The organism is Paracholeplasma morum, from assembly GCF_016907055.1.
Classification (GTDB): domain Bacteria; phylum Bacillota_I; class Bacilli_A; order Acholeplasmatales; family UBA5453; genus Paracholeplasma; species Paracholeplasma morum.
Window position 1 is genome coordinate 1 of record NZ_JAFBBG010000012.1, and the last position, 13888, is coordinate 13888.

Below are 13888 nucleotides of genomic sequence, written 5' to 3' on the forward strand. Positions count from 1 at the left end.
CTCAATTAAGGTAATATGATAATTAGTAGCTATATTTTCAAAAATCTCTTTAGCACGATTAGAGATGTCATCTGTAAAGACTTCACGTCTATATTTAGTGACTAAAATCAAGTGATACCACAACATAAAGACTGAATGTAAATTTGTGTCTAATTTTAACATTATATAGCCTTCTTTCCGTAATTATACCGAATGTTTATTATATTTATATTATACCATATTTTATATATAATATTCCACATAAAAAAACAAAAAAATCAATTCATCCCGCTACCTATAGAGGAAGGGGACTTATTGATTAGATTGTTAAAGGATTTAACCTAGTTTTATCATATCATAAAAACGACAAAAAATGTACCCAATAGAGAATTTGGGTACATTCTTTCATCAAAGCTGATCTGGATTGATAATGTTTTGTAAGCGGGTTTTATCTCTGACATAAATGGTTTTATTATTGATGATGTCAATAAACCCATATTCTTTAAGTTCTGATAGTTTTCTACTAAATGTCTCAGGCGTAATACCGATACTTGATGAAAGGTTAACTTTTGTAGTTTGAAATCTAACGTAAGAATCTTTTTCTAAATCTAGTAGTAGTTTAGATACTTTCGCAATCGCACTATAGAGATTACTCTGTTCAATTAGAGCCTCTGCACTTTCTAGACGTTTGGATAGTTCATTCATCATTTTAAATGATAGAGTTGGACTTTTGGCCATTAAATCTTTTAACCCGTCATGCTCAACCATGCAAATGATACTGGGTTCAATCGCTTCTGCGTAGGTAGAAACTTGCCTGTTTGAGAACAAAGAGAGTTCTCCAAGAAAATCACCATGAGATAGTATGCGAATAATTTGTTCCTTACCATCTTCACTATAACGCGTGATTTTGATTTTTCCTCTGTGAACTACATAAAGACTGCTTAAGTCATCACCAGCGTTGAATAAAAAATTTCCTTTATCTAGGCGTTGATGTGTGGATATCATGATGACTTGATCTAACTCTTTATCTGTTAAGTTCTTAAAAATCGGAACTGTTTTAATGCAGCTAGTAGCGTTTGTGTCCTTTTCCATGCTGACCCCCTAAATTATACTTTAAAAGCCTCATTGCGTTCAGTAATACGAGTAATACAGATAATTCATGTACAAGCATGCCTATTGACATTGATACTTTCTTAAATAGGACACCTGTCATTAATACCAGCACAACTAGAAGTGCAAAGGTAATATTCTGAACCATATTTGATTTTACTTTTCGACTAATTCTAATTGCCTCAGGCAACTTAGAAATGTCTTCAGACATTAAAACAACATCTGCCGTTTCCATTGCTAGATCTTTACCAAATCCACCGATAGCAACTGAAGCATCCGCGTAAGTTAATGCAATCGCATCATTGATTCCATCACCAACAAACAAAGTATGCTCTCCTGCATGTTGCTTTATGATTTCAGCTTTCTCTTCTGGAAATATAGAAGCCCTGTAGTCATCTATATTAATCGATTCCGAAACGGCTTTTGCTACGCGTTCGTTATCCCCTGTTAACATCATTGTTTTCTTAATACCGAGTGTCCTCAGTTCTAATATCATGGATTTAGAATGATGTCTTATTTGATCTTCAATTCCAAAAATACCAAGAACACTATATTCATCTGCTAGTAATATGGTAGATAACCCTAAATCCATAAATGTATGGATATCCTTTTGGACAATGTCATTTGCTTTTATCCAAGTGTCATTCCCTATTGAATACTTACTGTTATTATACCTAAACGTGATGCCTTTTCCAATAATCATGTTTGGGTCTGTTGGTTTATCATTTATATCTAAACCATGCTTTACTGCATAGTCGATGATCGCTTTAGATAATGGGTGTTCGCTGTAGGATTCCCCAATAGCAGCGATTCTCAAGACTTCATCTTCATCCAATCCATAACTCTTAAATCGAGTCACTACTGGTCTTCCTTCAGTGAGCGTTCCTGTCTTATCAAAGAACACCATACTGGTTTTAGATAAACGCTCTATGGAGTCTCCTCCTTTGAAAAGAATCCCTTTTTTAGCTGCATTGCCAATACCCGCGACGAATGAAACTGGGGTTGCGATTACCAATGCACCAGGACAAGCTATTACAAGAATTGTTACTGCTAATCTAATATCCTTTGTAACAACGGACATAATAATCGCGAATAAGACGATTACAGGCGTATAGTACTTAGAGAAAGTATCCATAAACTTCTCAGTCTTGGCTTTTTTATCTTGCGCTTCTTCTACCATATGAATGATTCTAGATAGCGTTGTCTCTTCACCTACATGTGTCGTCTTCATTTTAATATAGCCTGATTGTAGTAAGGTTGATCCATAAACGATTTCATTAACCTGTTTAAATACAGGCATAGATTCACCGGTCATCATTTGTTCATCGATGTAAACTTCTCCTTCTAAAATAATACCATCAACTGGAATCTTCTCACCCGGCTTAACAAGTAAGACGTCTCCTGGTTTAATTTGGTTAAATGGTATTATTTCTTCTACATTTTCGTTGAGCCTTCTACCTGTAGTTGGTTTCAAATCCATGAGCGTTTTCAAAGCACTTCTTGTTTTTTCTAGTGAATTTTTCTCAAGGATGTGTCCAATGGTAAATAGATAAGTGACTGCTGCTGCTTCAAAGTAGTCTCCGATAATAAATGCTGCTATTACAGCTATAGATACCAACAAGTCGATACCAACAATTCGGTATTTAATATCAATTAAGGCTTTCTTAAAAATGTGCACCCCAGCTAGTAACGTTAATAACGACATGACTACTATTGATATGAAGTGGCTTTTGGCCACTTCATTCAACACAAATGATACTAGAAACAGCAGACTTATTATATATGTGTAACTGTGTTTAAGAACCTGTTTCATTATTTTGTTGATAACACTTTGTACCCAAGCTTAGTGACAATGTCTGTAATGTGACCCTTATCAATGCCTGATTCGTGTTCGACTTCAACTTTGGATGCATTAAACTTGACTGTAGCGTTACTCACACCAGCAGTCTTAGATAGTGTCCCTTCAATTCTTCTAACGCACGATGGGCAAGTTAGCGTTTCTAATTGTAATACTGTTTTTTCCACAATAATCACTCCTTTATGCCTAAAGTATAGTCTAGGTTGGTGATTTGATCCTTGACATAAATCAAGTTTATTGTTAGTTATTACTCATTAGAAAAAATCCCCTTAATCATACTTCATAAAAAGGGGATCGTATGATAAGGGGATTAATGTATCGGTCTAGTAAACTAAATTGTCTACTAAAACGTCACGAGTTATTTCGCCATTACTTGAGATTATATATAAATCAGAAGTAAATATGTTATTTAAGTTTGTTTCCCACCAAGTTGCATCTGTAGGAACGGCTTCGTTGGTCAAAGCTAGCGCGTTGCTATGGTGTGTATTATTGGTGAAACTACCAAAAATACTTGATTGGTCTAATACAACAGTTTGATCTCTGTTGTAACCAATTAAACCGGAACGCTCATTATTAACGAATGTAACTTCAAAGTATGCATCCATTAATTCCGCTGTACCAGGGTAACGGTTATAACCAACAAATGCAGCCGTTACATTACCATCAACGACTGTATCAACAACAACCACACGAACACCGCTGAATACTGTATCTGCGGCGTTTGCGACATACCCGACTAATGCAGATGCGGCAACATCACTTGTACCAGTGCCATCTGATTTAACAGATACGCCACTGATAAAGATATCATCCGCGATTACAACCGCGCCACTATCTAATCTACCCACTAGTCCGCCTACGTTATTAAGGGCATTATGAACATTGGTTTCTGAGATAACAATATTGAATAGACTACTACTCTTAGATATTTGACCTACTAACCCACCAACACCATTGGATTCATTTCCAGTGACACTTGAGTTTTTAATCACGATATTTTGAATTGTTGTTTCATTGTTTTCAATTCTACCAACTAAAATACCTGCTCTACCTGTTCCTGTAACAGAAACATTGTCTAGTACAAGATTTGAAATGACTGCGCCATTCGCTCTTGGGAATACTGCAGAATAAGTGGTTCCTATGAGTGTTAGATTTGATATCTCATAGCCTTTTCCATCCAATGAGCCTTTAAATGACGTATTGACATAGGTCCATTCAAACCCTGTAAAGTCTAGATTATTTTCTAATACATAGCTATAGGTTGATTCCACAGTAGCCATATGATGAAACATTTCTGGTGTAGAGATCTTAATATCGCCTGTTGGAGCTGAGAAATGAGGCACTAAGGTGATATTTGAAGTGACTGCAGATTCAAAATCATAGGCAACTCCATCTTTACGCCATTCAGCAAATAGTACTTCCGCGAAGTAATGTGTAGGATCTTCCAATGGTCTATCAACCTTATCACCATATTCGACTACGACATCTTCACCACCAGTGAATTTGACTGTGTATTTTACCTTAGTCCATACAGCAACCAGTTCAACATTCTCTAAGATAGGAGTAGAAAAATCAAATGGTTCACCGTCTAATGTCCATGATTGAGCCTCCATCACGAACTCACCAATCATTTGATTAGGCACGACTGGTTTAGTTGCTAATCCTCCGTAGTTAACGGCTTGATTATCCACCAATACTTCTTGAATGTTGGTTATAAAACTAACCACTGAAGCAGGGGCTGTTTCATATTTAGCATAAATCGTATCCGCCGCTTCTACCACATAATCCAGAGGTAATGCTACTGTTAAGTTTTCATCTAAGAAGAAACCTTTGAATACATAACCACCAATGGATGGTGCTACAAAATCAAATGATTTTCCTTGTCTAATTGAAACGACTTCATTTGGCTCTTCGATGTTATAGATGACTGTAACATCGATAAGAGGTAATGAGTTTTCTAAATAATTATTAAGAACGAATACGAAGTTTTGATCAATCGTCCATAAATTAGAACTTGTAAACTCTGATAAGTTGGTTGTCCACCATTCTAAATTAGTAGGTGTGGTTGTATTCGTAAATGCTTGAGCTTGTGCATGTGTAACTTGATTTTCAATCACGCCAAATATGGAAGTTGTTGAAATCTTATCTGTCTCATTACTAACTCTACCAATTAAGCCTGTTGATACCTTGGTTTCATGATTAAATGAGACATCCAAATAAGCGTTAGTAACGGTTACTGTCGGCTTTAGTGTATCAGTTGATTTTATGTATCCAATGAGTGCGCCACCGATTTGTGCTTCAATTGTCGTATCAACGATTACGATACGGTTAGCTGTAACGATAGAGGCGTTACTATCTCTTACATAGCCTACTAATCCACCAGCCGCGATATCAAGGGCATCAAGAACAGTTGATTTAACGGTTACGCCTAGGACGAATATGTCTGTTGCGATTAGCTCACCGCCATCGACTCTACCGACCACAGCACCAACATTCTTAACGCCAGATGCTGTAACTATAGAATCCATTATAGAAACGTTTGAAAGTCTTGTTTCTTTGGATACTAATCCAATGACGCCACCAACACCATTCGAGTTAGCAGCTGTGATGGATGAATTAGTAATTACGATGTTTTCAATGACTGAACTTGTATTTTCTACACGACCCACTAATATACCACCGCGGTCATTTGAGGTCACATGGATGTTATCCAGTACTAAATCTCTAACCATACCGCCATTAATTCTAGCGAATAATCCACCGTATTTATCCCCAGTCTTAGTCATGGTTAGATTAGAAATCTTATGCCCATTCCCATAGAACTTCCCCTTAAACGATGTATTACCATCTGCCCAAGTGATACCTGTTAAATCGATATCCGCTGTTAAAGCATAGGTCTCTTTAATTTCTGTTGCGGTTACTGAGAATACAGATGCGAATGCTTCAGTTGTATTAATCTCTATAACGGCTTCTTTAAGAATTTTATGGTTAATGATGTTTGAATCACCATTAAGTTCTACAATCACATGAATGTATTCAAAGCCCTCTACAGATAAATCTGTTAATGTGACAGTTTGAGTAATCACATCCACGGATTCTCCTGCTTTAATTTGAAGCGCATCTGCTGTTTCACTGTTACTTAGCAAGTAATAGAGTTTACCTAAAGGTTGAACGAGTGTAATCGTGATATCAGACTCTTGAACTAAATAGTTTGCTTCACTAGAAACCACACTATTAATCACGTTTGGTTGTGCCTTAGAGTACACAGTTACCGTTTGGGTAACACTCTTAACGTCTAATGCATTATGTTTATTGGTAAACGTATAAACTACATCATAGTCACCAGCAACAGCAGTATCAACTGGATTAGTAACTGTAAGTGTATAGTCAGTATCTAATACAAGTAGGTCTCTCATACCATAGTAGTTATGGATTTTTGGTGTATCTAATGAGAATGTACTACCTTCTTCAATCGAAACCGTCTCGCGAAGGTCAGTGACATGACCAAGTTTCTTAACTTCTACTGGTCTTGGTAATGCTTCAATACGGTTAGCTACCAAGTTAGATATGTAAGCTGGTTGTTTTAAGAATTCTGTGTTTGAAGATCCACTTCTAATGAATAGACTTTGAAGTGGGGTAGACCCTGTGTAAGTAACCTTACCCATAGATAAGGAGACAAGTTGTCCATCTTCATAATAGAACGCTTCAATGGTCTTATTAACTAGGTCTACTTCAACTCTTAACGTATACCATTTGTTAACTTCAATTTCAGTCTTCATTAATGTGCCGTTATCGGTTCTATAGAATAGATTAGCACCATCTAACCCGAACGCTACGACTGGGCTTGATGAAGAGGATTGAATATTGATTGCTGAAGCATTTGAAGAGCTAGACTGCATTAAATCGACTTCAAATACGACAAAATCATAGGAATGTGTAATCGGCGCTTCAATTTGAAGTTCACTAAAAGCTTCAATCTTTAAGGCTTTAGAGCCTTTAGGAATTTCAAGTGATTGAGTGGAAACTACAGTGAATTGTGAGTTTCCTGATTTGGCTGATACTGGTGCCCATAAGCCTGATTGACCAATGATATTACCATCTGTATAACCTTTAAAGTCTTCACTAATTAAAGGTGTGGTTTCACTTAGACTTGGTAAGGCTAGAACGGTTGCTGTAAATGTCTTTGTACGACTAGCATCATTCTTAGTTAGGGTTGCTGTAAGTGTTACTACTTGGTCCCCTACTTCATGTTCAGGTTGAGTAATTAACCCATTTGCCTTAATGTAATCTGTCTTGTCAATCGCCCATGTAATGGAAACAGAATCACGAGTGGCTGGGAAAATGATTCTTGGAGATTGATTCGTTAATCCGGTTAAATCTCCTAAAGATAACCAATCGTAAACTTGATTCACTAATGCAATATCCGAAACAGCCCACATAGCATAAAGTGTAGTGTTTTCGGTGATTTTATCAGTTTCGAATATAAAACGGTCAGTTAAATCAGAATCCTTATACCAACCTCCAAAAACGAATCCTGGTCTAGTAGGGTCAACTGGCTTATTTAAAAGTTTGTCTTTCTCTACTTTGACTTCAGTGATTTCAGTACCTCCATTGGATTCAAATGTAACGGTGTAAGTCGTCTTAGCACACGCCACAAGTATCAATCCAAGGGTGATCAATGCGAATAAATTAATGACTCTTTTCATATTTCCTCCCTATTTATTACCCTTTATAATTACTACAAGTAAAGCCTTCTCTTGGTGCCACAACAAATAACAATTTAGCCCTTCTTGTTTGACCATTTAGGCTTAATACGACATCTATTACAACCGGCCAGTTATCATTAAGCCCAATAAACTCTTCATTTACTTGGCCTTGTTGATCACGGGATTCAATCCAGCATGTATTTGGTCTTGTGACAACCCCACTATCGCTAATAATCTCTTTATTGCGAGATTCATATGTAATTGATACCCCTTTATAAGAAGTTGGAAGACCTAGACTGCCATCCTCAGTAATGGTCGTCTTAGTTTTTGAAGACATTCCTGATAAGTCTTCTGCTTCAATCAATAAAAGGTATGTGTTATCTAGTTCATTATCTGCTGTTGCACTAGCATTGGATTTTTGACAACCAACTAATGTTATTGCTAAAAAGCTTAATACTAGTAATCCATATAGTTTTCTCATACAGACACCCCTAATCGTATATGGTCTTCGTGTAGACCATGTTTTGTGTGTAGCTTCTGTCTTCAACGACACCGTCGTTTGAAAGAAGGTATCCATGAATATATCCACTATCTGCTAAGTAGAAAGGCATCTCATCTAAAGATATGCCTCTAATCACCGCATCAAGTGTTAATAGTGCAAGTGTATCAGGTTGGTCAAGTCTACTGTAAAGCATTACTTCGGATTCTACAAAGAATCCTCTGTGGAACTTCGCTTCAACAATATTATTACCAATGGTTCTAGCAACTTCTAAATAAGCTTCGTTCTTCGTGTAATCGTAAAGTTCTACCATTGCCATTAAGGCATATGGGTCATCAATTGAGGTATCCAGGTTTAGATTAGGCTTAGCTCCACCTAATTCTCCAATATCCCCTAACCCAAATGTGTAGACGATATCTCTAAAATAACCCCATAAATCTTGTTGATTCTCTTTATCTATTGTTTGAAGAATGGTTCTTAGAATTGGAAGTAAGTAAGTGGTTGGCATATCAACATAATCAAGTCTCATTTTGGATGGTCCAAAATACCCTACTTCAGGAACGATATAGCCATAAGTAACTGTTCCATCGATAAACATTGGAATGATTTTATTTCTACCATCTACTCTGATATAGGCATATTTCAAATAGCCTTCGATATATGTTCTTGCCCAATCAACGAACTCTGTTACACCATATTTATCGGCAGCCTCTAATAACATTAAGATATTATCGACATATACTGCTTGTGTATTTTTCCATGCGACATTGGCTTCTCTAGCAATCTCTCCAAAATCTCTGAATTGACGTGCAACTCTATCCCCACACCCTGAATTGGTATAAGCTGGATCAGCACACTCTATTTGAGATTTTGTAACTAGGGTTGATTTGTATTGATAAACTGTCATCCCTGTCACTGGATTAGACGCTAGGTTATATTGACGCATTAAGTATTTTGCCCAGTCCGCAGGCACTGGGTCTGATGTATGATTAGAAAGTGTAAATGCGGCATAAGCTAAGTCTGTTGCTGAGTTAACAAATGGCAATAGCCCTGGTGAATCTGCAGGAATAATTGGATTATTGTTTTCATCCATTTGAATGACATCCAGAGGAATCGTTTGACCAAACACATTTACGTTATAAGCAGTTGAATAACTGCCGTGACGGTTCATATCGGTTGAATCCCAATAGAAATGTGCAGTCCAGAGTTGTCTCATAAACTTCAGGGTTGCTTCTTCATTCACTTCTAACATCAACTCATAGTAAGGCATCATGTTTTTTAGTTCATGAGGCCCATTTGGCCCTTCAAAGCTTTGGACTTCAAGGGTATCAAGGTTAATTGCTCTATGACCACCCCATTGGAATAAGCCATTATCAGATTGATAATTGTCCATGAACTCCTCTAGAATACCTACCGCTTCATTTTTATATTTATCACTGTTAGTCACTTTCGATAATGCGACTAACGTTCTAAAAAAGTTTTGTTGATTGGCTAAATTGGCATAAGGCACTGAAGCTCTATTTGGAAATACCCATTTAGCTGGTTCACCAGTAAGTGTATTGATCGCGTCTGGTAGTAAGTTTGTGTCTTCGTTATACTCATGCCCATACTTTAAGACATTTTCAACATAATGGATGACTGAGGATAATCTGTTGTAATCTTGTTCAGTATAAATAATGCTATCCGTCTTTCCAATCACATTTGAAGAAACCCATAGACTGGATGTAATAAGTAATAATATGATTAGTAGTTTTTTCATATCTATGGTCTCCTTTCAATGATGACATTATCGATATAGGCATAACTATTCTTATAGTTTCTAGGCATCGTTACTTTAAACACGTTAGGAACTAAAATCTCTCCTGTGGGTAAAGCATTAACTCTATTTGAAATATGGAATATCCCACTATAAAGCGGTAAGAAAGTGCCTTCATCTTCTAAGTATGCCGCAAGAAAATCTAAGTCTTTGTCCCATTCGAACTTAAACGTATACCAAGTATCTTTTTCTAATGTGTAACTTGTACTGTGGGTATCCCCACCATCGGCGGTACCTGAGTAATAAAAGAATGGTCCACCGACTTTAATGTTCACTTTCAAATCTGCATTAATAACCGCTTGAATGGTATTAACTGCACCAGTAGATACACCAAATGAGATTGAATCTGTTGGTTTATCACTTGGGATTAAGATATCCATATAGGCAACGCCTTTCTTTGAAGTATCTAAATTGAACTTAGTTGAAAAGATGAATGTTGGATTTGGCGCTGATTGTGGATACATTGGCGCTTTTAATCCGTCTGAGAATAACTCCACATACTGATTAGAATCCTTTGAAACCACAGAAGCTTTAACCCCATCGGTCTTATACTCTTCATTTCTATACAATAACCAGTTTCTAGGTAATTGCCCTAATCGTTCTGTTTCAAAATCTTCCGTGATTAAGTATTCTTCTTTAACCGGAGATACAAACTCTAAATCATCGCTTGGGATGTAACATCCTTCAGAAAGTGGTGTATTCTTACATGCGTGATCTAGAACAACAGGCACATCTGGTTTCTTTTGGCATCCAGCCAAAAAGAGTATCATCAAAACTAATACTGCAAGAAGCTTTTTCTTCATACTAACCTCCTAACCTTTAATGGCTGAATCTGCGTTGTTACCAACAAAGTATTTTTGTGCCACGAAAAATACGAGAATTAAAATGCTTACCGATACAATCGAACGTGCATACACGTGTGCATACGTATTGGTGGAATCTAACCCTAATAAAGGTAATACTTTGGCTAATGGGAAAAACTCAGCATTGGTAATGTAAATGAGTGGCCCTTGGAAATCATTGAACTCCGCAATGAATAACAATAAAGCGACTGTAATGACTATTGGTTTTAGTACTGGCATTAATACATACCATAATACTTGCAGTTTATTGGCACCATCCATGTACGCGGCTTCATCTAGGTCGCGTGGGATGGTTCTAAAAAACTGAATGAACATGAATATTGAAAATGAATTTACTGCAAACATCGATCCTGCCCATAGTGGTAAGAACCCCATAAATGGTACTGAGTTATTCTCCCATATAGCAGCAATCCCAGGGCTAGTCCAGAAGGCATACATTGGGATTCTAAAAATCGTATTTGGCATTAAAAGTGTACCAATGACTAACGCAAACACCAACTTCTTCCCTTTAAAGTGCATACGCGTTAAGACATATGCAGTAATGAGGGTTGAAAGTGTTCCAAATATTACATGGGGAATAACATACTGCATCGTATTCCAAAGGGCTTTTAGTAACGAATACCCTTTAACGCTACCCCAACCTGGGGCTGTTAGCGATTCTTTCCATCCGATTAAGGTGAAATCGTTTGGCCAGAAACTAAACTTTGTATTCGCACCTTCATTAAAAGATGCCCCTATGATCCATAAAAGTGGGTATAACATGATAAATGCAACCCCAACAATGATTGCGTATTTGAAAAACGCAATGATTCTTTTCTTAGTTTGTTTTCTCATAGGCTTAGTCCTGATAGTGAACCCAGTATTTACTCGATCTAAAGATCAATACAGTAAATACCATGATAATTACAAACAATACCCATGACATCGCACTACCAACGTTTAAGTCTCCACCTTTAAAGGCGATGTCATATATGAGTTTATTTAACACATTGGTTGACCCTTCAGGTCCACCATTCGTAATAAGCATTGGGCCATTAAACACCTGAAAGGCTTCTACCAAACGCATGACCCCATTGAATAAAATAATAGGGGTAATCATCGGGATGGTTACTTTCATAAACTGTTTAAACTTACCTGCCCCATCAATGGTTGCTGCCTCATATAAGGTCTCAGGTACATTGACTAAAGCATTTAAGAAGATTAACATCGTTGAACCGAACTGCCAAACTCTCAGTAATACTACCGACATCATCGCTCCACCCGCAGTACCTAAAAACGATATTGGTGAAATCCCAAGTAGTTTTAAACCTGAATTGATTAGACCGTTGTATTCAAAGATATAACGCCACAAGATGATTACTGCGACGTTCGCACCTAAGACGGTTGGCATGTAAAATGCGGTCCTAAAGAACCCAACGCCTTTCATCTTTAAACTTAAGAGGTATGCCACTAACAATGACACAATTAATATGAGTGGTACTGTGACAAACACATAGATGAACGTAACTTTAAGTGAATTTACAAATTCCTCCCCAAGGTAAGTGGATGTATCCATAATGAGTTTAAAGTTCTTAAGTCCTACAAAGGTAGAGATTCTCCCTCTTTTCTCATATAAGCTCATGACAAATGCGCTTATAAAAGGATATACCTTAAATACGATAAACCCAACTAACCAAGGAATTAATAAAACGTATGGTACCCATTTCTTTTCACCTACCATACTAATCCTCCATAATGCGTTTCAGTTCTGCATTAAACTTAGAAATGATTCTCGATGCTGCTTCTGTTGCATTGATGTTATTGAGCAAGAAGGATTCAATTGGACCTTCATAAATGGCTCTAAAGGTATTGTGTTCATAATAAGGGTGAATGTATAGGTTAATGGATTCTTCTAGTTGATGGTTATACATCGATTGAACAACCTCATGCCCTTTCCATTCTAATGAGTTAGAGTAGTCTGCATCAGACACAGCTTTTAGCGCAGTTTGTGTATCTGTATTAGAAGAAACCCCACGGTCAACTCCCAAAATGGCTACTGCTTCTGGGTCAGTAGTCATAAACTCGATAAATGTCTTAACAGCTTCTTGTTTTTCTTTACTGCCTTCTACTCTCTTAGAAACTGCATAAGCCATCGATACTTTCTTATACATGCCTAGTGATTCCCCTGAGGCTTGTTGAAACATCCCAGCCATAACAAGATTAGCATCACTAGGTAAGGTGTTTTGGTATTCAGAGATTGCTGTATTCCATTGTAAGATACCGCCATATTTTTGTTGAGTCCAGTTTGGATTGGTTGGACCATCAATGTGAGTATCGATCGCATTCGATGGAATGAGTACGCCTGTACTTCTTAAATCCGAGATGAAATTAAACCCATCTACAAGTTCTGCTTGTGTGAAGTTAAGTTGATTATTCTCATTAATCACATTTTTGCCTGTTTTTTGGGCTAAGTATGAAAACATTAAGATTGCTACTTGTTGAGCATCTAATCTACCCAGTGCATAATGTGAACTGTTATGTGCTTGAATCGTTTCTCCAGCAACCATGAGTTCTTCCCATGTTTCTGGGATGATTCTGTCACCTTCAAAGGAAACCCCTGCATCTTCATAGACTTTTTGATTCAAATAGAAGATATAGCCTGTTTCAGAAACAGATAGTCCTAGAACTTTTCCATCTACAGTAAGTGGTTTATGTTCGTCGGTTGGGTATTTACTTAAGTCGATTCCAAGTTCCGTAATATCCATGAAATAGTCTTTACCATACATAGAATAAATCCAGTTATAGTTTACTTGGAATACATCAGCTTCAGTACCGCGGTTAAGTTTGTTGTTTAATGCTTGTTGGTAACCATTCCATGTGGACTGTTCACCTTTGACTTTATATTGTGGGTATTTTTCTTCAAAGAGTTCAATGGCTCTATAGGTAGCCACGTTTCGATCAGAGGTTCCCCACCAACCAAATGTGATTTCATTATCAGCTGTTTTCTTTCCACATGCTGATAAAACTACGACTGTGATTAAGACTAATAAAACAGATACTACTTTTTTCATGTGAATT

Annotated in this window: 11 protein-coding genes; all 11 read right to left on the reverse strand. The window is 37.0% G+C overall.

Annotated elements, in window-relative coordinates; genetic code table 11:
* Positions 1-162: transposase (locus tag JN09_RS05870; protein WP_204433784.1), on the reverse strand; the 162-nt coding region annotated here is incomplete at its 3' end.
* A gap of 225 nt (positions 163-387) precedes the next feature.
* Positions 388-1071, reverse strand: coding sequence for a Crp/Fnr family transcriptional regulator (locus JN09_RS05875; protein WP_204433705.1), 684 nt, complete (start codon positions 1069-1071; stop codon positions 388-390).
* On the reverse strand, positions 1046-2794 hold the full coding sequence (locus tag JN09_RS05880; protein WP_204433706.1) for a heavy metal translocating P-type ATPase: 1749 nt from the start codon (positions 2792-2794) through the stop codon (positions 1046-1048). Before JN09_RS05880 ends, JN09_RS05875 begins: the two co-directional genes overlap by 26 nt.
* Before the next feature lie 107 nt (positions 2795-2901).
* The gene (locus JN09_RS07640) at positions 2902-3114 is read right to left on the reverse strand and encodes a heavy-metal-associated domain-containing protein (RefSeq protein ID WP_204433707.1); all 213 of its coding nucleotides are present in this window, start codon (positions 3112-3114) and stop codon (positions 2902-2904) included.
* A gap of 156 nt (positions 3115-3270) precedes the next feature.
* Complete coding sequence (locus tag JN09_RS05890) at positions 3271-7653, reverse strand: InlB B-repeat-containing protein (protein WP_204433710.1); 4383 nt, start codon at positions 7651-7653, stop codon at positions 3271-3273.
* A gap of 16 nt (positions 7654-7669) precedes the next feature.
* Positions 7670-8134: a hypothetical protein gene (locus tag JN09_RS05895; protein ID WP_204433713.1), complete on the reverse strand. Its 465-nt coding sequence runs from the start codon at positions 8132-8134 to the stop codon at positions 7670-7672.
* Between the two features lie 10 nt (positions 8135-8144).
* A complete protein-coding gene (locus tag JN09_RS05900; RefSeq protein ID WP_204433715.1) occupies positions 8145-9911 on the reverse strand; it encodes a hypothetical protein in 1767 nt (588 codons plus the stop codon).
* Positions 9912-9913: 2 nt separating this feature from the next.
* A complete protein-coding gene (locus JN09_RS05905; protein ID WP_204433717.1) occupies positions 9914-10771 on the reverse strand; it encodes a hypothetical protein in 858 nt (285 codons plus the stop codon).
* 9 nt (positions 10772-10780) lie between these two features.
* Positions 10781-11665 (reverse strand): carbohydrate ABC transporter permease, encoded by an 885-nt coding sequence (locus JN09_RS05910; RefSeq protein WP_204433719.1) that lies wholly within the window; start codon positions 11663-11665, stop codon positions 10781-10783.
* A 4-nt stretch (positions 11666-11669) separates the two neighbouring features.
* Positions 11670-12551 (reverse strand): carbohydrate ABC transporter permease, encoded by an 882-nt coding sequence (locus JN09_RS05915; protein ID WP_204433721.1) that lies wholly within the window; start codon positions 12549-12551, stop codon positions 11670-11672.
* A 1-nt stretch (position 12552) separates the two neighbouring features.
* Complete coding sequence (locus tag JN09_RS05920) at positions 12553-13881, reverse strand: ABC transporter substrate-binding protein (RefSeq protein WP_204433722.1); 1329 nt, start codon at positions 13879-13881, stop codon at positions 12553-12555.
* Between the last annotated feature and the right edge of the window lie 7 nt (positions 13882-13888).